This is a genomic window from Bacillus basilensis, from assembly GCF_050630465.1.
GTDB classification, from domain to species: Bacteria; Bacillota; Bacilli; order Bacillales; family Bacillaceae_G; genus Bacillus_A; species Bacillus_A basilensis.
The window spans coordinates 193805-216069 of the sequence record NZ_JBNTQO010000004.1 but is presented as its reverse complement, the minus strand read 5'-3'; the positions used below and the strand labels follow the sequence as shown (position 1 = coordinate 216069).

The window sequence follows — 22265 nt, the reverse complement described above, 5'->3', positions numbered from 1 at the left end:
TCGATGAGTCTGACTAAGTTCGAAATTTTTCTGAAGACGGTTGAAATGGGAAATTTATCAAGAGCAGCAGAAGCACTGAATATAACTCAGTCAGGTGTCAGCCATGCGATCAGGAGTCTTGAATTAGAGTATGGGTTTCAACTGCTTTCTCGGAATAAAACAGGCATTCGATTAACGGAAAATGGTGACCGTATTTTAACGCATGTGCGTGAAATAGTAAACCATAATGAGCGATTAAAGCAAGCTGTTGCAGAGATTAATGGCATAGAGGCGGGAACCTTGCGCATTGGCACCTTTACAAGCGTGTCCACTCACTGGCTGCCTGCAATCATACATCGATTTCACTTGGAACACCCTCGAATTGAAATCAAATTAATGGAAGGAGATTATGGCACGATTGAAACGTGGATTCAACAAGGAGTAATTGACTTAGGTTTTATGTCACTACCGTCTTCAAGTCATCTCGAATCTATTCCACTAAGAAAAGATCGAATGCTATGTGTACTCCCTAAAGATCACCCGTTAAGTAAACAATCCACGATTCGGTATGCTCAGCTTGAGAAAGTGCCTTTTATTATGCCTGCTTCTTCGTGCGGTTACGATGTTAGGAAAGTATTAGAAGCAGCTCGGGTTCATCTCAATATTCAATTTGAAACCGGCGATGATCATGTAATTGTCGCGATGGTGGAGAATGGACTTGGGATCAGCGTCATGTCTGAACTCGCATTACAAGGACAAAGCGAAAATGTTACGATTGTAGAATTGGAAGACAGACCTACTCGATCACTTGGGTTGTCACTCACTTCAATTAAACACGCATTACCAGCGGCAAAACGCTTTATCGAACATACCCAAAAATGGCTGGATGGAGAATAAGTATATCGGCAATCAAAACAAAATCAACAGGCAAGGAACTATTACGTTTTATTGTTCTAATTGTTATAGGAATATTATGCTACTTTACTTGCGAATATATATAAAAGAGAAATACAACATACAAACAGCCCAAGTTCCTCATTGAAACTTGGGCTGTTTCTTATACTTTTCGTTCTAATACAAAAACATAAGAGCTTGTAAGTACTCCCACTATTACTTTAACAATGATTTTCACTAGAATCTTATATATTAACTGCCTCTACTTGTTTTTCTAATTCTATTCCAAGGAATTTAGCAAGCTCAAGCATACCAAATTGATTAGCTACAGACTCTGCATCAGAATTATAGTTTGTGTTTGTATTAATATCATACGTATAAATTGCTCCATCCGAACTGCGAATAAATTCAATACCGGCAACAGTGATTTCATTTTTCTTCAAAAATTCTTTGTATTGTTCAATAATTGGCTCATGGAAGTCCGATATAATTTCAAATTTTGTTGACGATTCTTTCTTACTCTCTTCTCCTACTGGGCAAAAAGCATCGTGAATCGAGCATGCATCTGCTGGACAAAGCTCAAATCCTTCTGATGTATCTACTTTAACTGCATATACAAACTGACCACCTACAAACTCACAACGCGTAATATATGGTTCTGGCGCTTCAATATACTGCTGGATTAAAGTAATTCCATCGATAGGTTCTTCAAACGCCGGACTATCCAAATACTGTTCTAAAGCATCGATGGAATGAAATAGTTGAACACCAAGGCCTTTCCCTGCCCGGTTATGCTTTGTAATGAACGGTACTTCCCCTAACTCCCTTGCTGCTTTTACTATATTAGCGCGGCCAACAGCACCAATTGTTTTCGGCACTTGTATCCCAAAATTTCTTAATGCTGCATATTGATTCAATTTACTTACTTCAAGGCGTAATGCACGAGATCCATTAAATACTGTTCGCCCGTATCCCTCTAACCAAGCAAGAACCCCCTCAGTCAATTCAGGTGCATAACGATGTCCTCTCGTATGTGAAGAAGCACTCATGCGGCTATAAAAAACACCTTGAGGAGGCTCTTGTTCTAACGATATTGTTCCTTTATCTAAATGCCATTCCTCATACGGTAACTCCAGTTCTTCCAACCTTTTCACTAAATGTTCCGTCCATTCCTTATTCTCATGTAATATGTAAATTTTACTCATTTGTAATCAATTCCTTTCTTTTCAATTCAACTAATGGCATCACTTTTTCAGAAAATCGTTTCATCTCTTCAAGCTGTGGCGAAAATTGTAAAAGTAATAATGTAACACCTACTTTTTCAAAAGCGAGTATCCTTTCTGCAATTTGTTCTGGTGTTCCGATTAGATTAGGACGTAACCCGCGATTAGATACGGAATAATCATTCAATTTCACTTGCTGTTCTAAATGCGATTTACTAATAAAATCTTGGTAACCCGCATAACCTAACGCACCTTCTTTCACATCCGTTATGCGTCTCCATTCCTCTAATGCCTCTTCTTCTGTATCACGACAAATGACGTAAGCCGCAAGCCCGAATGACTGCAATGGCTCCTCTGTAACTTTCTTTCTACGATTCTTCATATCTTCTATTTTCACAGATACTTCTTCCACTGTTCCACCATGCATGACATATGCATCCGCGTGTTTTACGATTACCTCTTTTCCTCGCTTACTCTCACCACCTGCATAGATCTTAATCCCTTGTTTCTGCACAGGTTTTGGACTTAAATGTGTATTATGAATCTCATAAAAATTCCCCTTATAAGAAAACTCTTCTTCTTTCCAAAGCCCTTTCAAAACTGTTACAAATTCCTCCGTACGATCATATCTCTCGTCGTGTGCAGTAAATCCCCCGCCATACTGTCTAGCTTCTTCTTCCCACCATGCTGAAACTACATTCAATGTAAAACGGCCATTACTTAATTGATCAATATTCGCTGCCATTTTCGCTGTAACTGCTGGATTGTGGAAACCAGGTCTTACAGCTGTCATAATCTCTAATCTATCCGTCACTGCTGCAAGTGCTGCCGCAGTTGTCCATGCTTCCAAACTTGGTGCTGAAACACCTTTTATATCATTTAAGTTTAATTCTGCAATAAGAGTTGTTGAAAAACCTAATTGTTCTGCCGCTTGCGCTGTTTGTTTTGCATACTCAAACGTAGGCGGCATAGATTCATCATCTACATTTCGAAGCCATCCCCCAAAAATCGGCAACCAAAAACCATACTCCACTACCTATTCCCCCTTTACCTTTTAGCCATAAAAAAGGCTACTCTTATCGAAATAAGAGTAGCCTTCTTGACTAATTGAACCGCTCTTATCTTTCAGGTTTTTCTTCACCTGCAGGATTTGGCACCTTTCGTCTAAAACGAGGTTGCCGAAGTTTCATAGGGCCCGTCCCTCCACTTCTCAACATAAGAATTGTTTTTTTTTGTGATTTTTTTATTATAATCATCAGAATAATAAAAATCAATTGTTTAATACTTATTTTTCCGATAAAAATTAAATGATATATAAGAAATCATATTTTTATAGCGGTTCATGAGGGTATTATCTTGTTTTACTTACGAATATATGAAGGGGTATGTTGTATCATGTCGAAAACATCATGTATAACCAAGTTGCTTTGCTTCTATTATAAAAATACAGCAAAATAAATACGAACCAAAAGAGGTGTTAGTAATATGAAAAATAAAAGATGTGATAATTGCGGTTCTACTACATTTAAAGAAGGAAGGGTTGGATCTGCTTATCACGCATATGTTTGTGAAGATGAATCTAGTAGGTTCTTTTCAGGAGGGAAACGTTCTAAGCTATTAACCACATTCTGTTTAGAATGCGGTGAGGTAAAATCATTCAGAGTTGAAAAACCAGATACATTCAAAGAATAAAATGTATTCGAGAAGATGTTGTTACTAACATGAAAATAGCATTATTTATATTTGAGCTAATAGGAAAAGAATATTATCTAAAAATGATCCAGATGAACTTATTGAAATACAAAATAAAAAAACACTCATAATTTCGCAAAAGCTATTTAAAAAGCACATAGGAGAACTCCCTATAGTTTTTAAGCTTAAAACTATATTATTAAAATTAAGATGATTTAAGTCGCAGAAAGGTACCTTTAGGTGTCTTTTTTTATGGAGAATCAGTTTAAAAACTCAAAATAAAAGAACCTCAATAAATGAGGTTCAAAAAATCTACTATTTTAAATTACCTTCGTAAAAAGCAACTCCATTTTGAACATGCTTTAAATACCATGTAATCGTCCCGCCACAAACATTTTCATTAAAACTATTAGCATATACTCCATTTGAGTAATACAGAGTTCTTTTGAATTTACCATTAGAATACTCATAAGGAATTGAGCATGTTGCTTGCTTCGGAGAACTCACAGCTTTTTGCGTATCAGCTGAAGCCGCTCCAATTCCTCCTGTTAATGCAATACCAGTTGCTAATAGCCCTACTACTAATTTCTTGAACATAATAAATCCCCCTTTAATAGTTTTTATAACTTACAACTTAAATGTATCACTTTTGTAATTTATGTAAATATCTTGAATATGTAGAAATATTTATTTATTTTTTGGTAATATTAGGATTTTATTTTATCAAATGAAAAATAGAGGGATTTAGAGAAGTATGTAACAATGCATAATAAATCAATCAGATATTATGATATACTCACAAAGAACTGATACAAAATTTCTTTAGATTGGAAAACTAAAGTCTTATCTACCTAAAAGGAAGGCGCCTAATGGCGTCTTTTCTTTATTTTCAAAAGGACCTGCTCAATTCATTCTTTAAAACATAAGGTAAAGTGAACCCATTAAAATCCATGGAATGAACCCTAGTTTTACCCTTTTATCTAAAGGAGGCACTATTGTTATGGGATATGGTGTTAGTTGCGGCGAAGGCTGCGGTTTCGCTGGAGGATTTGCTTTATTAGTTGTATTATTTATTCTATTAATCATTATCGGATGCAGTTGTTTCTGCTAAAAAACTATTAGAAAAGGTACCTATATATAGGTACCTTTTCTTTATGTGCCTTATTCATTATCTAGTTTCAAACTTTTATCACGATTGGATTCGGGTTTTTCATTTTTCGCATTCTTCATACCTCAAATATGAATCGATTTCAGACATGAACTTTTAACTAAAAGAATTTGGGACCATTTTTTCCCACAAAGGAAATACCTTTTTGAAAACCGCTACTATAGAAGGATCAAATTGTGTACCAGATCCTTCTATAATACGTCTATAAGCTTCTTCAGGAGATAGAGCCGAACGATATGCTCTTGAAGAAGTCATTGCATCGAATGCATCTGCTATTGCAACAATTCTTGCGCATAGTGGTATTTGATTTCCTTTTAGTTTTTGAGGATAGCCCTTTCCATCCCATCTTTCATGATGAGAAAGAATTATGTCTTCACTACCTTTTATTAAAGATATATTTTTAAAAACTTCTAGTCCTAATTGTGGGTGTGTCTTAATAATATTATATTCTTCTTCTGTAAGAGAAGATGCTTTCTTTAAAACTTCATCCGGAATACCTATTTTCCCTATATCATGTAATAAACAAATAAAATGAAATTGTTTTAAAGAATTATCATCATATTCATTTGTTTCTTTAGCAAGAATAGTAGCATAATTGGCTACACGTTCACTATGTCCTTTCGTATATTGATCCTTTAATTCCATTATCCTCATTATCGATACAGCTGTTTCTTTCATTTGCTTTTCATAGGATGCTTTAATTTTTTGTACTAAAAATTTTAATGAAAGAAATACAAAAAATGACGTAATAAAAATTGTTAGAAATAATAATATTAATGATATTGGATAGTTAATTTCAAAATAATAAATAGCAATTAAAAATCTACATATCATACAGATAGATACCGATAGAAGATAATGAATACTTAAAAATAAAGGTGCAGAAATTACTAAGAAGCACTCTAAATAAGGGATATGTAAAGAAGCACCTGGATTACGTATAAACATAAGATCGTATGCCAAAAGATAACTAATACTAACGCCAAGAAAAATATATTTTGTAAACATTTGTTTATCCATTTTTTGTAAACACTTATTACATAAAAAAAATGAAATGAAAATAAATAAAAATACGAGTTCAAATAAAAGCTTCTCTAGTGTAAAATCCTTTCTAAGAATAAAATGTTGATAAATATTATCAAACAAAAGAGTACTACAGGGAATAAATAGAAACATGTTTATCGGTTCTTTCGTTTCAATATTTTTAATCCCTTTAATCATTTTACACACCGCCAAACCTTTTTTAATAAAAAAATAATTTCATATAGATATTATTAATAATATCCAAGAATAGATAATAGTGCAAAAAATACCCTTTCTCATAACCTATAAATGGGGTACCGCCATGATAGAAACGTATAAAAAGATGAATAGGATTATAGAAAAAGGCGAATTTTATGTAAATAAAACATATGCAGAAACTTCACGTACAATGGATTTCACCAATTCTTTTAGAAGCTCAAACAAAAACTCCATAGGTATATCACCCTTACAATATACAGTTAATTCTATTCTTTCATATTAATACAATCTCACCAATATAAAAAAAGGCTCCATTGCTGGAGCACTCAAAAATAAAATAAAATACAATAAGTAAATGAATTAAAACAAATAACAGACAATTTAACTATATAGATTAAATATAAATAAATCTATATATATGTAACATTACATATTGAAACCTATTTATTGATGCTATAATAGGCTTACTCGATGATTGTTATATTTTTTCATGGTTTTTAAGCAATATAATACCTTCTTAACACCAAGTGTACAAGTAAGAGAAGACATCTTAATCGATGTCTTCTTTTCTTATATAATAACAACACAATAAAATTAAGATGATTCAAGCTGCAGGATGGCACCTTGATATGATAGTAAAGAATACATCATCACATTGTCAGCAAGCAAAAGTGTATTCTGCATTTCTGAAAACAGTAGATGGCAGATTGTGACCTGCTGAATCTGCTAAGAAAGAATATACAAGAACATCCTTAACATCGTCTTTATTTCCACTAATAATAACATCAAGAAAATCTTCTATTTGGAATTCTGGAGTAAACAACACAATCTTAGTTGTTCTGTTTGGTTCTAAAGAAACAAAAGTACGAGAGATTTCAACTAATTCATTTTGAGTTGGGAAAGAAGTGTTTGGACTTCTCTTAACAGTTACCGTTACATTACTAGTATGGCAGCGTGAATCATTGTTTAACATAATGTTGAGAGCAGTTGGAATAATCCCATTTTCAGAAACTGGAACTCGAAACACTCCAGTAGATTTATGAGCCATATAATCACATCCTTTCAAAATAAAATATATTTACAATATATTAGATGCAAAAGGCGCTCATTTTGATAGGGACAAATTATGTGATTAATATATCTATAATAATCCTTGGTATTACTAAGCCAATGTTTTAAAAGATTAACAAATATCGTGAGAACCAATCAAATGTATATTAAAAGTAAAAAGAATAAGGCGTCTAAAAGCCCCCTATTTGGAGCCAATAATGAGACATTATGTTAATCTTATATGTATCGTTGTACAAAATTGAGAAACTTAAGGAGACAGATAAATTTTATGAAAAAATTATCCATATTATTTACTTTCATTCTAGTATTAGTCAGTGTTACGGCTGCTTGCACACAAGATAAAAAAGATATTGCCGTTGAAAATGGTCCAATAGAAGAACCAACCGCAAAAAATGAAAATGAAGAATTAATAAATTTTGAAGAAAAAGAAGATATGAGCCGCTTGGAACAAGGTATTTTATTAGTTGGTGAGAGTGTTAAGGGCGGCTATTACTTGAGCGCTGTTCAAAGTGCATATTTAAATGATAGCAACGATTCTATCGTTGTTAATGTCTCTGTAAAAAATGTACGTGGTCAAATGATTGGACTATCAGAATTAAAATATAACTTAAAAGATGAAAAAGACGGAAAAACTTATGAAGGAAAGGTGCTTGACCAAAACCCTTCTGATATACAAGTTAAACCAAATGAAACGGCAGAATTAAAAATAGTTTTTGAAGTACCAAGTACCGCAGATGAATATATGTTTCATATTGAAAGCTCTTTAGATCCTCTAGGAGCACACTGGAAAATCGATAAGCTGCAATCACAAAAAAACTAAGTCTAACATACAATTTGATTGAAGAAATCTCTCAAATAAGCAAAAAGTACTGAAAGAAGTCTTCTACATATCAACTATATAAAAGTCCCTCCGACTTAAGACAGAGGGACTTTCTCATTCCTATTTCAAACTACCCGCAATCTCCGTAAAGATAACTCCAAGCGCATGGGCACCTGCATCTGGATAGCCTAAGCTTCTTTCACCAACTGTATCGGCGCGGCCCATGCGAGCTACGATTTCTTTCGTATACTCTGCTCCTTTTTCAAAGGTGATTTTCAATATGTTTAAAATATCTGAAAACATAAATTCATTTACTTTTCACGAAAATAAAATTGTATTTTTTAGAATTTTAATGTTAATCAATTTGAAACTTTATGAGTTAATTAAATGTGATATTTAAAGAAGGAATTTATGATGAAGTACTCACATGATGGAATTAATGTTAAAAAACAAACAAAAAAACTCTAACTAATTCGTCATGGCGATTTAGTTAGAGTTTTTTTGTTTGAAGTATTCACGAGTATCTACCCTTGTCTTTTCAGGTAAAACAATATCAAGTTCTTTATCTAACCATGCAAGAGTCTTTTTACGGAGAAACTCACGCATGTATTCTTCTGCTTCAAGCATTACTAAGTTAATTGTACAAGAAGAATTGCTAGGTTCACAAGAATTACAAGCCTCATCTCGATATAGTAGACCATTCTGCACAATATTTTTACATTGAAAAATAGGCTTTGGACCTTCGACAGCTTCTATCACATCCCAAAAAGAAATATCTTCTGGGGACTTAGCTAACCTATATCCTCCCTTTACACCTGGGACAGAATTCACAATGTCAGCTTTAGATAATTTACCGAAAACTTTTGAAAGAAATGTTTCAGAAAGTCCTTGAAACTCTGCCAAATCTTTTATTCCAACACTTTCCTTAGAAGGAGTATTAATTAAATAAACTAGGCAATGCAAGGCATATTCAACCCCAACACTATATTGCATATACAAATCACCTGCTTTTTATTTTAAGGGTTATCAAATTGTATCTTAGGACCATTTAGAATTTTAGTCAAATAAAAAAAGGCTCTTTTAGAATAGTATGTATTTCATTTGACAAAAATAATTTCAGAGTTTATATTAAAGACCAAGTTAATCGACGATTAACTTAGTCGACGATTAAAATGTAAAAACTTTTAAAAAGGGGAAATACAAATGAACAAAACACTTATCATAAACGCACATCCGAAAGTGGATGATACATCATCAGTCAGCATTAAGGTTCTTAACCACTTTTTAGTATCTTATAAAGAATTAATTCCTAATAATGAAACGATTGAACAGATTAATTTATACGATGATGTAGTACCAATGATAGATAAAACTGTTTTAAGCGCATGGGAAAAGCAAGGAAATGGACAAAAGTTAACTGATGAAGAACAAAAAGTAACAGAGCGTATGTCCGAAATTTTACAACAATTTAAAAGTGCAAATACGTATGTTATCGTATTACCTTTGCACAACTTTAATATTCCATCAAAGTTAAAAGATTACATGGACAATATCATGATTGCACGTGAAACATTTAAATATACTGAAACTGGATCAGTGGGACTACTTAAAGATGGAAGAAGAATGCTTGTTATACAAGCAAGTGGAGGAATCTATACAAATGATGATTGGTATACAGAAGTGGAATACTCTCATAAATATTTAAAAGCAATGTTTAATTTTCTTGGTATTGAAGATTATCAAATCGTTCGTGCACAAGGAACAGCAGTACTAGGTCCAACTGAAGTATTACAAAACGCATATAAAGAAGTTGAAGAGGCGGCTTCTAGATTGGCTAACAAATAAATTTTTTCACTGGAAGAATGATGGTTATAATTAAAGATCCCCTCCACCATAAGGCAGAGGGGATCTTCTAACTTCTATTTCAAACTACCCGCAATCTCCGTAAAGATAACCCCAAGCGCATGCGCACCTGCATCAGGATAGCCTAAACTTCTTTCACCAACTGTACCGGCACGGCCCATGCGAGCTACGATTTCTTTCGTGTACTCTGCTCCTTTAACCGCTGCTTCTGCACCTTTTTCAAAGGCAGCTTTCATGTCTTCTTCGTTTGAAGCGCTAGCTAACCAAGAGTCTACACATGGAGCAAGTGCGTCAACTAGTGTTTTGTCACCAACTACTGCTCCTCTTCCGAATGATCTTTCACCGATAGATTGTATACCTTGCAGTGCTGCTTGTAACATTTCAGCGAATTCTTTCACTGTTAACTCACGCTTCTCGCCTGCTGCTTTACTAGCTGCGCGGAATGCACCGCCCCAAATTGGACCAGATGCGCCGCCGCAATGTTCCATAATAATCATTGAGCAGCCATCAAGGAATGATCCGATCGTTACATTCTCCTGTTCTACAATAGAATGCCACTCACGTTTTAATTGCTTAAATCCTTTTGCCACACTCATTCCGAAGTCGCCGTCACCTGCATGTGTGTCTAACTCACAGAACGGTACCTCATTTTTAATAATAATATCGCTCATTTTATCAACGAGATAAATCATGTTGTTTAATGTAATGACATTATTTTTAATAACAGCGTGCTCTTCCGCTGTTTCTATTTCGAACGAAACTTCCTTCTCTTCTGTCTCTTCAAGTACATTCACGTACTCTACACTTTCAACCGGTCCATCTACTTTAAACGCAGGTGTATTACACTCTTTAGATAGTAATGTTTTTAACTCATCATCTAATTTCATCACTGTTAAAGACATACCTGCCATATCAATACTCGTCATATAGTTACCGACAAATACTCTATTAATTTTAATGTTTCTGGCAGCTAGTTCTCTCGTAACTGCGTTGTTAAACAGGTAAAGTTCTTGCAGTGGTGTTCCGCCAAAACCGTTAACTAGAAGTGCAATTTCTTCGCCATCTTTTACTCCTAAATCTTTTACAAGATCATTTGTCATACGGTTCGCTAATTCATCTGCTGACAACATTTTTTCACGCTTAATTCCTGGTTCACCGTGAATACCTACGCCGTATTCCATTTCATCTTCCGCAAGTGTGAAAGTAGGTAATCCGCTCGCTGGAACAGTACAAGACGTTAACGCTAAACCGATTGTGCGCACGTTAGCAGCTGCTTTTTCTGCTACTGCTTTCACCGCTCCTAAATCCATACCTGCTTCCGCTGCTGCGCCGGCAATTTTATGAACGAGAATAACGCCCGCAACGCCGCGGCGTCCTACTGTATATAAACTATCTTCTACCGCAATATCATCGTCCACTTTTACGTAGTCGACTTCAATTCCATCTTCAGTCGCTAAATGCGCACCGTTTTTGAAATTCATAATATCGCCGCTGTAATTTTTAATAATTAATAACGTACCTTTTTTACTAGCTGTCTCTTTAATCGCTTGGTATACCTGAATTTGTGAAGGAGAAGCAAATACATCTCCGCACACTGCCGCATCTAACATTCCTTTTCCGACTAATCCTGCATGTGCCGGCTCATGACCACTACCGCCGCCACTAATTAACGTTACTTTGTTTTCGTTCATTTCTTTCTTCTTAATTACTTTATATTTTTTCAAAAGCTCAAGCTCCGGATGAGCCATAACCATTCCGTTACACATTTCCATTACTAATGTTTCTGGTTTGTTTATAATCTTTTTCATTGTAGTTCTCCCTCAATTCCTTTAATATATTGTGATATATTTGAAATCTTCTTCTTACTACTCATGTTAAAATGAAAGCGTTTTATAGTAAACGGACAAAATGGACAATCTGTCTAAAGACACCGCTCTCATTTATAGATAGGATTTTTATATTAATAACATTCTAGGGATGATTCAGATGACCTCTTCTATAATTTCTAAAAAGATAATCGCGAACTCATTGAAGTATTTAATGGAAACAGAGTCGTTTCATAAAATATCAGTAAGCGATATTATGTTACACTGTCAAATGCGTAGGCAAACTTTTTACTATCATTTTAAAGATAAATTTGAACTATTAAGCTGGATTTATAGAGAAGAAACGAAAGAAAACATTATCGACTTTCTCGACTATGAAACATGGGAAAACATTTTCGATTTATTATTTGATTACTTTTATGAAAATCAAAAATTTTACCGAAATGCTTTTAAAGTCATTGAACAAAACTCGTTTAATCACTATTTATTTGAGCATACGAAAAACTTATACATGAAAATTATTGATGAACTATCCGTGAGCTGCGGATTCAGCCTTTCTGATGAGACAAAAAATACGATTGCCTCCTTTTATAGTCACGGCTTCGTTGGAACGATTAAAGATTGGATTGAAAGTAAGTGCAAAGTAGATCCTTCCATTATGTCTTCTCTCATGAAAAATATGATAAACAATCAATTACTACTATTACTGGAGCAATCAGCAAAGTAATTAAAGGGTGGCAAAAGCAATGAAAAAGATTATGAATGATGTACAAAATATCGTTCAAGATATGATGCATGGCTTTTATTTTGAACATAACGACAAAGTAAATTACGACGAAACAAATAACATCATTTATGTAAAAAACATTGAAAAACTGAAGCAAAACGTCGCTATTATAAGCGGCGGTGGTAGCGGACATGAACCAGCTGATATTGGCTATGTAGGAAAAGGTATGCTTACGGCGGCAGTAAACGGCAATATTTTCACTCCGCCTACAGTAGAACAAATTGTAGCGGCTACTCGACTCATGCCAATAGAGAAAAGTATTTTATTCATCATTAAAAACTTTAAAGATGACGTTGAAAACTTTCTAGCGGCAAAGCAAATTGCCAAAGAAGAAGGAAGACAAATTGACCACATCATCGTAAATGACGACGTTTCAATTGAAGATGATGCTTCTTTTAATAAAAGAAGACGCGGCGTAGCCGGTACTGTATTCGTTCAAAAAATACTTGGTGCGGCCGCTCTTGAAGGACATTCTTTAGAAGAACTAACAGCACTCGGCCGTTCTGTTACCGAAAACTTACACACATTAGGAGTCGCCCTTTCACCTGCAAACGATCCAGTGAAAGGAAAAGCTTCATTCACATTAAACGAAGATGAAGTCTTTTACGGCGTCGGCATTCACGGAGAAAAAGGTTACCGTAAAGAAGCACTATCCTCTTCTGAAATATTAGCGATTGAACTAATGAACAAATTAAAAAGCATTTACCGCTGGAGAAAAGGTGACAACTTCGCCATTCTCATTAATGGACTCGGCGCGACACCATTAATGGAACAATACATTTTCGCAAACGACATTCGCCGTTTATGTGAGCTTGAAGGATTACAAGTTACATTCGTAAAAGTTGGTACCCTTCTAACTTCTTTAGATATGAAAGGTGTTTCACTGAGTTTGCTTAAAGTAGAGGATTTGGATTGGGTGAAGTGGTTGAAGACGGATGCTCGAGTGGGTAGTTGGTAACTAAAATTATGATAATAAAAGCCTTTAACTATAATGAGTTAAAGGCTTTTTGCAAATTGAAATATCGTACGAGCGTTAAAAAAATTCTTAATCACCTCACTGAATGATTACAGGTCTTCCAAATAAAGCTGGATGATAAATTAACATCGCACCTACAAATGAACACACTAAACAAAAAATAGCCTCGTATTTTATGACTAGAGAAGAGTTCGTATCAAACTTTTTTTCCTCTCTTTTAAATATCATTTTAAATAAAACGCTATATAATAAATACCCAATAATCGCCCCGAGGGTGTTCGTAAATAAATCATCAATATCTGTAATTCTATTATTTAACAATTGATTTAACTCAATTGCCAATGAAAAAAAGAATCCTGCACATACGGTGTTTTTCATTTTTCTAAACCGCGGCCAAATAGTCGGCAATAAAAAACCTAACGGCATAAACAGTACAATGTTCAAAAGATACGTAGTACTACCCGCCGTATCAAATAGAGTCAAATTGATTTGATTTACACGAATCCACGTTTCATATCTACTTATATCCCATACAGTCGCGATCTGCGTCACCCTATACACTAACGAAAGGTAGAATAGAAAAACATACACCCATAGAAAATGCCGAATAGATATATTGTTTTTCGCTTTAAAATAAAATCCAATTTGAAACACAATACAAAAAATAATAGTAAAAAAATACGTATACAAATAACTAATCAAAACTCCTGTATGCATGTAGAATCCCCTAACTTTACATTTTCATCTATTATTTTAGAACATAGTTTAAGAACCGGTACTTTGTTCATATATTTAATCTTCTACTTTCTCTTCGAATATCGGGAATATATTAAAAATAAAAAATCCCCACTTCTTCATTTTCAGTCTCCTCCTTGATGTAACTTGTTTATAGGATAGGAAAAACTTTTAAAATAAAGAGTGGGGTAAATATAAAATTTTTCTTAAATTTTCACCTTGTACCTAGGTAAAAGAGCCTAACAATCACATAATACAATTCCACACAAAATAAAATTCTGATAATATAAAATAGACAATCATTTATATATGGATTTTTTTTGATATACAAATGATTATCTATTTTAAAGGGGATAAAGAAAATTGGAGCTGATTTTTATTCATGAATAGACAAAATTCTTCTCATAACAAAGGTGATTCCTCAAATAAAATTGCTGCTTTTATTGCAACGCTAGGAGCTCTATTAGTAAGTGTAGAAGTTTTATCTAATTTGTTTATAATTTTTTGGTTAATGATAATAGCAGTAACAAATTTAATAGTTATATTTTATCTTCAAATTAGTGTTTTTAGTTTAGTAACAACAATCCTTTTTGTAATCTTTTACTTTATATACAAAAAGTTATTTGCACATTCTAAATTCGTAGAAACCTTTTCAAAATATAATATGATTATTACAATTATTTCTTTATTACTTTTAAATATGTTATACATATATCAAAAAATGTTTAACGGTGCATTAATTACTCCTGTGGCAATAATTATTACATGGTTAATTTACAAATTTATGTTTAAAAAACATAAAAAATAATCTACCTAAGTAAAAGTAAGCGTCAAATATTCCACACCCACTATTTGTAAATACCCCATGAGATAATCTCCTTACATACTACATGTGGAGATTTTTTTATGAAAAGACACCTAATAATAAACTCGCTTTAGAACTATTTAATGAGGCTGAGAAAGAAAGTGATTCTGATCTCCCGAACCAACCTGTTGACACAATCACCTATCGTCGTAAGAAGAAACGCGGCCATGGGGATGAGTCTGTACAGAACCTTCCGGTTGAAATCACAAAAAAGAACAATCTAAGTTCCTATCATTATCTTCGTTATTTGTTTGAAGCGCTATCCAATAACGATTTAAACAATAAAGAAGAAATTGATAAAGTCTTGCCGTGGTCAATGGATTTACCGTCTAGATGTATAGTGCCGAAAAAAAGTGAAGTAAACAAAGTTAGCTTAGGGCAAAAAAGATGAATAAATGTACATCAATAATAGTTCTAATTATAATTAAGATGAAAATATTAATAGTATATGGGGAATAACAATCAGTGAATAAAAAGGCAACAATTAAAATAGGGGCATTGTTTACAATTTTATTAATTGTATGTGTTTTTTATGGGTATAAGAGTTTAAATAGTTTTTTAGTCTGGAATGAACTCGGTGATATACAGATGATTTCAAGTGAAAAAAAGGTTGCAAATGGTATATATTTTGTAAGGGGAGAGATATATTCTGAACGTGTAACAGGAGATGAAACGCTACTTGCTGATGGGTATGCGGTAGTGAATCGAATTCAAAAGAAAAAAACAACATACTACACACAGACTTCTGCACCAAATCGTTCTTTATGGAGTAACGGTCAAGTAACAGCTTTTTATAATGAACCCATACATATAGGAAATAAAGAATTAAAATTAATAAATAAAGAAAATGTGTCTCTGGAAACTCCCTTTATGGAATTAAATGATCAGAATGTAATTTCAACAAGAATAAATGATATTCAGGCGAATGCTACAAAGTTAGCAGATGGAAAAAAACGTTTTTATTCATTTAGAGCAGTAGAAAATAAAGAAAATGTAGTTGTACTTGGGTCAGTAGATGGAAAAGTAATAAAAGAATTACCTAATAGATACGGGAAATTTGTTTATATTGGACATACTAAGGAGCAAATTATAGATAGCTTAAAGAATGGTAATAACAAAAATTCGATATATTTCGCTGTACTTATTATACTGACTAGTATTAGTGGGTTCGTATTATATATGTATGGGAAAGGAAAATGGACAAAAGATGTTTTTGTTTTTACATTTTTCGGAAGAAAGATAACTTAAAAATGGTTTGATTGTAATCGTTAACAAACCCCCTCAAGTATGTAATTCCATACTTGAGGGGGTTTTAATTTCTAATTAAAGTGTACTAATCTATTCCTTCCCATCTCTCATACTATAATACCCCAAATTAATAATAACCAAGAAATACCCACCCATAATTCCAGATGCAAATGTCCACATGAACTCATGGTGTTCAATTTCATACATAATAATTGCACCGAGTATTGCGGCTGCGAACCGATTCATCATTCCGAGCATCGGTGCTTTTTCTTTTTTTACGATGCTGTCTCCGAACTTTTCAATACGCCTTCCTAAAATCCAGGCGCAGTACATACTAACTAAAAGGCCAATGCTTATCCCTACAAACTGGGCTCGAAAAGGGGTCAGCAACCACCCTACTAACATCACGCCTAGCAAACAATATATTTGTATGTTAAATGATCTTAATGCCATACGAATCATGTTATGCTCCTTTATCTTTTTCATTGTAATTCCGTATCATCAATTCCATTTTTCGGACTTTAAGCTTTCCGATATATCTTTTTTAAAATGAGGAAATTTGATTTTGCTCACCATTAAATAAGCAAGTACGCATGTACCAAACGCCACGGAAACTGGATTATTTAAAAAGCATAAAATGAGGAGACACATGGCCGCGAATGGAATGGGCATTCCGATAAAGGTTGGGAGTTTGCTTTGCTGCGTGTTAAATCTTGCAAGTCGAAGCATTCCGCAAATACTGTAAGCGAGTGCACATATCATCCCGATAGACTGCAAATCTTTTAAAGCGACACTATAGGCAAGAATAGACGGTGCCACGCCAAAGGTAACTAAATCTGCAAATGAGTCTAACTCTCCGCCAATTTCAGAAACAGAATCTAGCTTCCGGGCAACCATGCCATCAAAGAAATCAAATAACATACCTGTAATAATAAAAACTGCTCCCAAATACATATCGTGAACGAGAATAGCGTAAATAGCGAGAAGTCCACATACAAAGTTTGCTATCGTAATCATATTTGGTATGTAACTCATCACATGCTTCCCCTCCTTTTTACTCATTACAATTAAGATCCTTCTGTTTTTCTTCCAATATAATCTTATTTATTTTCGTTAACGTATCCGTCATTTGCTCTAAAGCATTTATATCGATTTTAGAAAAGTATTTCTCAATTAACACATCATCTAACTCAGACAACTGCTCCATATACTTACTACCGTTTGGACCAAGTGTAAGGAAATACTCCCTTTTATTATTAGGATTTACTTGTTTTGAAATCATCTGCTGCTTTTCCAATTTCGATAAAACTTGGCTGACAGCACTTTTCGATATATTAAAAGTAGTCGCAATGTGATTCGCTGTCGTGTTTTCATTTAAATTAATATGAAATAGCATGCTTTCTTGCTGTCCTGTAAGACCGTACTCATCTTTTAACTCCTGAAATAGTAAAATGTAAAATTCATTATAAGCCCGGTTCATTTCATTAATTACTTCTTTATACGTTCTCGTCATAGCACTCTTCCTCCATGCTGTTATTTCGGTTTCTATAGTTAAGTTAACTTAACTATATTATACCGTTATGTTTGTGTAAAGGGAAATCTATCTCTATACATTCCTATAACACTGAATAAAGTATGCCCTTTGCCTTTTCCACTGCTTTTAATAGATCAAATTCAGAATGATACATCTATCATTCTGAATAAATAAACGTAATAATTACAAAAATCCCATATAGACCCATTACTGGTTAAAATGTTATAATAAAATCACCCTACATAGTTACTCATATTCCGATTGAGGAACTAGCGTCTTATTAAGCAATGCGCATAACTCAAATAAAAAAGACACTTTCAAGTGTCTTTTTTATTTATTTTCATAAGAATTATCTCTTTTATAAACAAAATCTATTCAACAACAAAGGAGACTATCAAATGGAGAATACTGTATCAAGAGAACTACGTAACATACGTATATGCCTTATCATCTTGATTATTGTCATTGCATTTTGGGATCGTGAGAAAACTGTAGAAATCACTGATCATGGTAGTGATCCTATCTTAAACACCAGCAATATGACCCAAGTTGGTGATAATACATTTGCATCCAAAGACGAATCTAACCAAATTAAAATATTTAAATTTGACCCGGATACAAATGAAATAAAGCTAATAAAAGAGTTTTATGCTAGCGAATATTAATTACATACATGGGACAGACGGCACCTCAAGGTGTCTTTTTTTATTTTCAAAAGGACCTGCTCACATTCATGCGTCAAACATAAAGTAAATGGAATCCGTTAAAAAACACGAGTGACCCTTTGTTTTCCCCTCTTATTAAAGGAGGAACTATTATGGGATTTGGTGGTAGTTGCGGCGGAGGCTGCGGTTTTGCTGGAGGATTTGCATTATTAGTTGTATTGTTTATTTTATTAATCATCGTTGGAGCTGCTTGCTTCTGCTAAACAAACTATCGGAAAAGACACTCTTATATGGGTGTCTTTTCTTTATAAACTAAAAAAGTTTGAGAAATGGAGTCTTTAGTCATAATTACGACTAAAGGCTTTTTTCTATATAAAAATTAAAACATAGTAAAAACGAAATACTTACTCAAATTGTTTTTCGCTTTACAAATTATATCCAAAAAGTTGGATAGCTTCTTTTACTACTCATGTTATTAATGAATAAAGCAATAACTACAATAACAAGAGAACCAACTAAAACTGGTGTTACTAAATAACTCCAACTGTATGCTCCTAAAATAACGACAATTGGATCAGCCCCTGCCGGAGGATGCGTTGTTCTCGTTAACATCATAATAGCAATCGACATCCCAACTGCTAAAGCAATTGTCCAATATTCATTCCCGAACAAATGATATATTGATAGACCAATAAAAGTTGAAATCAAATGTCCTCCAATAATATTACGCGGCTGAGATAGCGGTGCATTCCAAACTCCAAACGCTAATACACAACTCGCCCCAAATGGAGCCATTAACAATTCTGTAGAAGTTATACTCGTTAAATATGTTAAGGTGAGAATTGTTAAAAATCCCCCTAATAGTCCTGTCAAAGAGTCCTTTATATTTACTTGTAACGGACTTCTTCCTTTCCCTTTCATTTTTGCAAAATATCGTACACTTATTGGTGGAGCATCTTTCTTCTTAGCTGCTGTTATATTGTTCATCATTCTCCTCCTTTATTTACCAACAATTATATTCCAAACAAACTAACCGGTCAATATTAATTTTAGAGGTTAGTTTAAGGGTGCAGAAAAAAAGAATCAACTCATATAAGTTGATTCCCTAAACTTCTTCACATTTTCGATCCTGAAATTTTGCTACCTTTTTCCGGTTCCCACATATTTTCATAGAACACCATTTTCGTTTTCCGCTTTTATCTATAAATAATAAAACACAATCGGGATTTGAACACCTTTTAAGAGAAATAAGCTCATTTTCTGTTATTAAGGTTAAAGCATCCAATGCAATTATCGATACAAGTACATCCTCAATTTCTCCAACTGGGACAGGTACTAGACACTGTTCAATGACCTTATATGTAAATGGTGCCTTCTCAATTTGTTTTTCCAAATACGTAATAAAATCATTAGAAATTTCGTGCTGATCAGCAATTGCCTCAAACTGTTTTCTCATTACTTCTCTTGCCTCTAATATGCTAGATGTAACTTGATCCATGCGCTCTTGAATTCCTATAAGTGTTTTTTCATTCCAAAAAGGCAGATTAACCTTTATTACATGTAGCCATTCTAATACATCTTCATCCGTTATTAATAAATCATAACGTTGTCCACGCCTAACTAACTCTGTATTCACTAAATCTAATGAGAGATTTCCAGATATAAGCGGGAATTGTTTTGTTTCCTGCATGTACTCATCACCTACTCTTTAAATAATCATATTCCAAATTAATACAGAAGTACAACTTTTTTATAAAATACAAAGTATGAAGATCAAAGCCTTTAGCCATAATTACGACTAAAGGCTTTTTTGTATATAACTAAAAAGGAGCTGACTGTATGGAACATAATAAAAATGGAATGCTTGCTTTAATCGTTTTATTTGTAGGACTCGCATTTTTTGTTATCGGTATGGTTTATCATTTATGGGGAACGGTTTAAAAACAAATAATAATTCATTTAAGAAAAAGTACTCGTATGAGTACTTTTTTTAAGATGTCATGTAAAAACATTCTAAACTTACTTACATGCATACAATCATCAATGATAGTTATATAATTGAGAAGGTTATAAATTATCAATCTATTTTTATATAATTTGGAAAGGAGCTAAAAACTAAAAATGTTAGAAATCATTTTTGTTGCTATATTACTTTTATCTAGCATCACTCCCATCTTTATCGAACGAGGTTTGACGAAAAAAAATGTAGTCATTTTACTGATCAATTATGCATTCTTATTTGCCACCATCATTGTAATTGGCGCAAACTGGCGTATGATCCCCGCCTATTTCTTATTGTTCGTTTTAACATTACAAGTTTTTTTGAAACCCAAAACTACAGCCGTTTCTAAAAAGTTAGTGATGAAAGTTTTAAAAGGTCTAGGAATTATCGTAACGGCTATCGCAATGTTTACATTACCTTTACTTTTTCCAATCATAACACTCCCTGAGCCTACTGGAAAATATACAGTAGGAACGAAAACTTTTCATTTAATTGATACAAATCGAAAAGAAACCACTGTACCAAATAGTCATGGAAATCGTGAGTTAATGATACAAGTATACTATCCTGCCGAAAAAGGATCAGGGAACCCTTCTGCCTATTTTGAGAACATAAACGAGCTGGCTGAACAATTGGCAGTAACAAACGGTGCTCCCTATATCGTAACAACACATTTAGGGCTGACAAAAACACATTCTTATCAAGATGCTAAGCCACTTCAAGATAAAGAGAAATTCCCCCTCCTTTTATTCGGTCATGGGATGGGATTATATGGTCAACAAAATACATTCCAGTTAGAAGAGCTAGCTAGTCAAGGTTATGTAATCATTGCTCTTAACTTCACAGGATATGCAGCAACCACGATTTTCCCTAACGGAAACCGTGTGGACTCAATACCAATTGAATATACACCTACTGCCTTAAATACCATAGTTCAAAACTGGGAACAGGATACTACTTTTGTTTTAAACGAAGTAATAGAAGGTAATTTCGATAAAAGTTTTAAAACGATCGCAGACTTAATTAACTATGACAAAATCGGAATGTTCGGTCACTCTTTTGGCGGAGCAACTTCCGCACAAATGTTAGTAAAGGATGCGCGTATTAAAGCTGCAATTGATATGGATGGCGGATTGTATGGCGATCCACTACCTAAAGACGGTACTCAAAAACCATTCATGTTGATGAATGCTGAAGCTACGATTCATTTTATGAAAGAGGCTGAGAATCAAAAGATAACCGGAATCCAAAATGAATTATTGGAAATAGTCTATTTAAGAAATAAAACTATTGAAAAACCGGGCGTGTACACAGTGGTAATTCCAAAAACAAACCATACTAGTTTTACAGATTTAGCAGCATTTTCACCTATTATTAACGAACCAGACGAAGATGTAGCCGCAAATTATACACTCATTAATAAACTAGTAACTAGCTTCTTTGATCAAAATTTAAAAGGAATAAACGAAAATCATTTAGAAGAAATTCAGAAGCAATATCCTGAACTTCAGCTCATTAAACACTAATAATCATTCATTTACCTAGTCATGTAGCCCCTCACTATACTTGAGGGGTTTCCGCTTTAAAACAATTATAAAAAAAGGCCCCATCACTGGGGCGCTCAAAAAATAATATAAGTAAATGAATTAAAACAAATAACAGACAACTAAAATAT

Annotated in this window: 26 protein-coding genes and 1 riboswitch; of the genes, 12 read left to right on the top strand and 14 right to left on the bottom strand. The window is 33.7% G+C overall.

Going from position 1 to position 22265, the window contains the following annotated elements; translation table 11 throughout:
• The first annotated feature begins 3 nt into the window (after window positions 1–3).
• Window positions 4–876: a LysR family transcriptional regulator gene (locus tag ACQVV1_RS10420; RefSeq protein WP_431168838.1), complete on the top strand. Its 873-nt coding sequence runs from the start codon at window positions 4–6 to the stop codon at window positions 874–876.
• Between the two features lie 242 nt (window positions 877–1118).
• Here the strand turns inward: ACQVV1_RS10420 and ACQVV1_RS10415 are convergent, their stop codons facing one another.
• Window positions 1119–2078 carry an ATP-grasp domain-containing protein gene (locus tag ACQVV1_RS10415; RefSeq protein ID WP_431168837.1) on the bottom strand — a complete coding sequence of 320 codons (960 nt, stop codon included), beginning with the start codon at window positions 2076–2078 and terminating at the stop codon, window positions 1119–1121.
• Window positions 2071–3129, bottom strand: a complete 1059-nt coding sequence (locus tag ACQVV1_RS10410) for an LLM class flavin-dependent oxidoreductase (RefSeq protein ID WP_431168836.1) — start codon at window positions 3127–3129, stop codon at window positions 2071–2073. The genes ACQVV1_RS10415 and ACQVV1_RS10410 overlap by 8 nt, the downstream gene beginning before the upstream one ends.
• 82 nt (window positions 3130–3211) lie before the next feature.
• Window positions 3212–3318: riboswitch (SAM riboswitch) on the bottom strand.
• Between the two features lie 263 nt (window positions 3319–3581).
• Here ACQVV1_RS10410 and ACQVV1_RS10405 point away from each other — a divergent pair.
• Window positions 3582–3788: a hypothetical protein gene (locus ACQVV1_RS10405; protein ID WP_097949949.1), complete on the top strand. Its 207-nt coding sequence runs from the start codon at window positions 3582–3584 to the stop codon at window positions 3786–3788.
• Window positions 3789–4103: 315 nt separating this feature from the next.
• Here the strand turns inward: ACQVV1_RS10405 and ACQVV1_RS10400 are convergent, their stop codons facing one another.
• On the bottom strand, window positions 4104–4385 hold the full coding sequence (locus ACQVV1_RS10400; RefSeq protein WP_000473837.1) for an LCI fold-containing protein: 282 nt from the start codon (window positions 4383–4385) through the stop codon (window positions 4104–4106).
• A gap of 403 nt (window positions 4386–4788) precedes the next feature.
• Here ACQVV1_RS10400 and ACQVV1_RS10395 point away from each other — a divergent pair, with 403 nt between their 5' ends.
• On the top strand, window positions 4789–4899 hold the full coding sequence (locus tag ACQVV1_RS10395) for a YjcZ family sporulation protein (RefSeq protein WP_309259799.1): 111 nt from the start codon (window positions 4789–4791) through the stop codon (window positions 4897–4899).
• Between the two features lie 153 nt (window positions 4900–5052).
• Here the strand turns inward: ACQVV1_RS10395 and ACQVV1_RS10390 are convergent, their stop codons facing one another.
• Window positions 5053–6177 carry an HD-GYP domain-containing protein gene (locus ACQVV1_RS10390; RefSeq protein WP_309259798.1) on the bottom strand — a complete coding sequence of 375 codons (1125 nt, stop codon included), beginning with the start codon at window positions 6175–6177 and terminating at the stop codon, window positions 5053–5055.
• Between the two features lie 679 nt (window positions 6178–6856).
• The gene (locus ACQVV1_RS10385; RefSeq protein ID WP_029437700.1) at window positions 6857–7246 is read right to left on the bottom strand and encodes a hypothetical protein; all 390 of its coding nucleotides are present in this window, start codon (window positions 7244–7246) and stop codon (window positions 6857–6859) included.
• Window positions 7247–7537: 291 nt separating this feature from the next.
• Between ACQVV1_RS10385 and ACQVV1_RS10380 the strand changes: the two genes are divergently transcribed.
• On the top strand, window positions 7538–8089 hold the full coding sequence (locus ACQVV1_RS10380; protein ID WP_309259797.1) for a DUF4352 domain-containing protein: 552 nt from the start codon (window positions 7538–7540) through the stop codon (window positions 8087–8089).
• A gap of 120 nt (window positions 8090–8209) precedes the next feature.
• Here ACQVV1_RS10380 and ACQVV1_RS10375 read toward each other — a convergent pair whose 3' ends face one another.
• Together ACQVV1_RS10375 and ACQVV1_RS10370 are read right to left on the bottom strand one after the other, a co-directional pair.
• Entirely contained in the window at window positions 8210–8371 is a 162-nt protein-coding gene (locus ACQVV1_RS10375) for a DAK2 domain-containing protein (RefSeq protein WP_431168903.1), read from the bottom strand.
• Window positions 8372–8575: 204 nt separating this feature from the next.
• A complete protein-coding gene (locus tag ACQVV1_RS10370; protein WP_309259795.1) occupies window positions 8576–9082 on the bottom strand; it encodes an Rrf2 family transcriptional regulator in 507 nt (168 codons plus the stop codon).
• A gap of 210 nt (window positions 9083–9292) precedes the next feature.
• On the opposite strand from ACQVV1_RS10370, the gene ACQVV1_RS10365 reads away from it, so the two are divergent.
• Window positions 9293–9934 (top strand): FMN-dependent NADH-azoreductase, encoded by a 642-nt coding sequence (locus tag ACQVV1_RS10365; protein WP_309259794.1) that lies wholly within the window; start codon window positions 9293–9295, stop codon window positions 9932–9934.
• Window positions 9935–10008: 74 nt separating this feature from the next.
• On the opposite strand, the gene dhaK is transcribed toward ACQVV1_RS10365, so the two are convergent.
• On the bottom strand, window positions 10009–11760 hold the full coding sequence (dhaK, locus tag ACQVV1_RS10360; protein WP_431168835.1) for a dihydroxyacetone kinase subunit DhaK: 1752 nt from the start codon (window positions 11758–11760) through the stop codon (window positions 10009–10011).
• A 178-nt stretch (window positions 11761–11938) separates the two neighbouring features.
• Here dhaK and dhaS point away from each other — a divergent pair, with 178 nt between their 5' ends.
• Both dhaS and dhaQ read left to right on the top strand, forming a co-directional pair.
• On the top strand, window positions 11939–12505 hold the full coding sequence (dhaS, locus tag ACQVV1_RS10355; RefSeq protein ID WP_000204222.1) for a dihydroxyacetone kinase transcriptional activator DhaS: 567 nt from the start codon (window positions 11939–11941) through the stop codon (window positions 12503–12505).
• Between the two features lie 19 nt (window positions 12506–12524).
• Window positions 12525–13523: a DhaKLM operon coactivator DhaQ gene (gene dhaQ / locus ACQVV1_RS10350; RefSeq protein ID WP_431168834.1), complete on the top strand. Its 999-nt coding sequence runs from the start codon at window positions 12525–12527 to the stop codon at window positions 13521–13523.
• 96 nt (window positions 13524–13619) lie between these two features.
• On the opposite strand, the gene ACQVV1_RS10345 is transcribed toward dhaQ, so the two are convergent.
• Window positions 13620–14258 (bottom strand): VanZ family protein, encoded by a 639-nt coding sequence (locus tag ACQVV1_RS10345; RefSeq protein ID WP_431168833.1) that lies wholly within the window; start codon window positions 14256–14258, stop codon window positions 13620–13622.
• A gap of 400 nt (window positions 14259–14658) precedes the next feature.
• Between ACQVV1_RS10345 and ACQVV1_RS10340 the strand changes: the two genes are divergently transcribed.
• Both ACQVV1_RS10340 and ACQVV1_RS10335 read left to right on the top strand, forming a co-directional pair.
• Entirely contained in the window at window positions 14659–15084 is a 426-nt protein-coding gene (locus tag ACQVV1_RS10340) for a hypothetical protein (RefSeq protein ID WP_242255733.1), read from the top strand.
• A 522-nt stretch (window positions 15085–15606) separates the two neighbouring features.
• A complete protein-coding gene (locus ACQVV1_RS10335; protein ID WP_242255737.1) occupies window positions 15607–16389 on the top strand; it encodes a hypothetical protein in 783 nt (260 codons plus the stop codon).
• 90 nt (window positions 16390–16479) lie between these two features.
• On the opposite strand, the gene ACQVV1_RS10330 is transcribed toward ACQVV1_RS10335, so the two are convergent.
• Genes ACQVV1_RS10330 through ACQVV1_RS10320 form a run of 3 tightly spaced genes read right to left on the bottom strand, consistent with a single transcriptional unit; the run spans window position 16480 to window position 17902 of the window.
• Window positions 16480–16851, bottom strand: a complete 372-nt coding sequence (locus ACQVV1_RS10330) for an ATP synthase subunit I (protein WP_063222028.1) — start codon at window positions 16849–16851, stop codon at window positions 16480–16482.
• A gap of 39 nt (window positions 16852–16890) precedes the next feature.
• Window positions 16891–17451: a CDP-diacylglycerol--serine O-phosphatidyltransferase gene (gene pssA, locus ACQVV1_RS10325; RefSeq protein WP_142332746.1), complete on the bottom strand. Its 561-nt coding sequence runs from the start codon at window positions 17449–17451 to the stop codon at window positions 16891–16893.
• Window positions 17444–17902, bottom strand: a complete 459-nt coding sequence (locus ACQVV1_RS10320; RefSeq protein WP_242255738.1) for a MarR family winged helix-turn-helix transcriptional regulator — start codon at window positions 17900–17902, stop codon at window positions 17444–17446. The genes pssA and ACQVV1_RS10320 overlap by 8 nt, the downstream gene beginning before the upstream one ends.
• Before the next feature lie 419 nt (window positions 17903–18321).
• On the opposite strand from ACQVV1_RS10320, the gene ACQVV1_RS10315 reads away from it, so the two are divergent.
• Entirely contained in the window at window positions 18322–18588 is a 267-nt protein-coding gene (locus ACQVV1_RS10315; RefSeq protein WP_431168832.1) for a YmzC family protein, read from the top strand.
• 152 nt (window positions 18589–18740) lie between these two features.
• Entirely contained in the window at window positions 18741–18851 is a 111-nt protein-coding gene (locus tag ACQVV1_RS10310; protein WP_000505679.1) for a YjcZ family sporulation protein, read from the top strand.
• Between the two features lie 169 nt (window positions 18852–19020).
• Here ACQVV1_RS10310 and ACQVV1_RS10305 read toward each other — a convergent pair whose 3' ends face one another.
• Together ACQVV1_RS10305 and ACQVV1_RS10300 are read right to left on the bottom strand one after the other, a co-directional pair.
• Window positions 19021–19575, bottom strand: coding sequence for an HPP family protein (locus ACQVV1_RS10305; protein ID WP_063222031.1), 555 nt, complete (start codon window positions 19573–19575; stop codon window positions 19021–19023).
• Window positions 19576–19693: 118 nt separating this feature from the next.
• Entirely contained in the window at window positions 19694–20278 is a 585-nt protein-coding gene (locus tag ACQVV1_RS10300; RefSeq protein WP_242255741.1) for a CGNR zinc finger domain-containing protein, read from the bottom strand.
• Window positions 20279–20709: 431 nt separating this feature from the next.
• Between ACQVV1_RS10300 and ACQVV1_RS10295 the strand changes: the two genes are divergently transcribed.
• Window positions 20710–22116: an alpha/beta hydrolase family protein gene (locus tag ACQVV1_RS10295; protein ID WP_431168831.1), complete on the top strand. Its 1407-nt coding sequence runs from the start codon at window positions 20710–20712 to the stop codon at window positions 22114–22116.
• Window positions 22117–22265: the final 149 nt, after the last annotated feature.

Excerpts from the sequence above, each read along its gene's own strand:
- ACQVV1_RS10420 (WP_431168838.1), top strand. The coding sequence starts at position 4 with ATGAGTCTGACTAAGTTCGAAATTTTTCTGAAGACGGTTGAAATGGGA.
- ACQVV1_RS10415 (WP_431168837.1), bottom strand. The coding sequence starts at position 2,078 with ATGAGTAAAATTTACATATTACATGAGAATAAGGAATGGACGGAACAT.
- ACQVV1_RS10405 (WP_097949949.1), top strand. The coding sequence starts at position 3,582 with ATGAAAAATAAAAGATGTGATAATTGCGGTTCTACTACATTTAAAGAA.
- ACQVV1_RS10400 (WP_000473837.1), bottom strand. The coding sequence starts at position 4,385 with ATGTTCAAGAAATTAGTAGTAGGGCTATTAGCAACTGGTATTGCATTA.
- ACQVV1_RS10395 (WP_309259799.1), top strand. The coding sequence starts at position 4,789 with ATGGGATATGGTGTTAGTTGCGGCGAAGGCTGCGGTTTCGCTGGAGGA.
- ACQVV1_RS10390 (WP_309259798.1), bottom strand. The coding sequence starts at position 6,177 with ATGATTAAAGGGATTAAAAATATTGAAACGAAAGAACCGATAAACATG.
- ACQVV1_RS10385 (WP_029437700.1), bottom strand. The coding sequence starts at position 7,246 with ATGGCTCATAAATCTACTGGAGTGTTTCGAGTTCCAGTTTCTGAAAAT.
- ACQVV1_RS10380 (WP_309259797.1), top strand. The coding sequence starts at position 7,538 with ATGAAAAAATTATCCATATTATTTACTTTCATTCTAGTATTAGTCAGT.
- ACQVV1_RS10370 (WP_309259795.1), bottom strand. The coding sequence starts at position 9,082 with ATGCAATATAGTGTTGGGGTTGAATATGCCTTGCATTGCCTAGTTTAT.
- ACQVV1_RS10365 (WP_309259794.1), top strand. The coding sequence starts at position 9,293 with ATGAACAAAACACTTATCATAAACGCACATCCGAAAGTGGATGATACA.
- dhaK (WP_431168835.1), bottom strand. The coding sequence starts at position 11,760 with ATGAAAAAGATTATAAACAAACCAGAAACATTAGTAATGGAAATGTGT.
- dhaS (WP_000204222.1), top strand. The coding sequence starts at position 11,939 with ATGACCTCTTCTATAATTTCTAAAAAGATAATCGCGAACTCATTGAAG.
- dhaQ (WP_431168834.1), top strand. The coding sequence starts at position 12,525 with ATGAAAAAGATTATGAATGATGTACAAAATATCGTTCAAGATATGATG.
- ACQVV1_RS10345 (WP_431168833.1), bottom strand. The coding sequence starts at position 14,258 with ATGCATACAGGAGTTTTGATTAGTTATTTGTATACGTATTTTTTTACT.
- ACQVV1_RS10340 (WP_242255733.1), top strand. The coding sequence starts at position 14,659 with ATGAATAGACAAAATTCTTCTCATAACAAAGGTGATTCCTCAAATAAA.
- ACQVV1_RS10330 (WP_063222028.1), bottom strand. The coding sequence starts at position 16,851 with ATGATTCGTATGGCATTAAGATCATTTAACATACAAATATATTGTTTG.
- pssA (WP_142332746.1), bottom strand. The coding sequence starts at position 17,451 with ATGAGTAAAAAGGAGGGGAAGCATGTGATGAGTTACATACCAAATATG.
- ACQVV1_RS10320 (WP_242255738.1), bottom strand. The coding sequence starts at position 17,902 with ATGACGAGAACGTATAAAGAAGTAATTAATGAAATGAACCGGGCTTAT.
- ACQVV1_RS10315 (WP_431168832.1), top strand. The coding sequence starts at position 18,322 with ATGGAGAATACTGTATCAAGAGAACTACGTAACATACGTATATGCCTT.
- ACQVV1_RS10310 (WP_000505679.1), top strand. The coding sequence starts at position 18,741 with ATGGGATTTGGTGGTAGTTGCGGCGGAGGCTGCGGTTTTGCTGGAGGA.
- ACQVV1_RS10305 (WP_063222031.1), bottom strand. The coding sequence starts at position 19,575 with ATGAACAATATAACAGCAGCTAAGAAGAAAGATGCTCCACCAATAAGT.
- ACQVV1_RS10300 (WP_242255741.1), bottom strand. The coding sequence starts at position 20,278 with ATGCAGGAAACAAAACAATTCCCGCTTATATCTGGAAATCTCTCATTA.
- ACQVV1_RS10295 (WP_431168831.1), top strand. The coding sequence starts at position 20,710 with ATGTTAGAAATCATTTTTGTTGCTATATTACTTTTATCTAGCATCACT.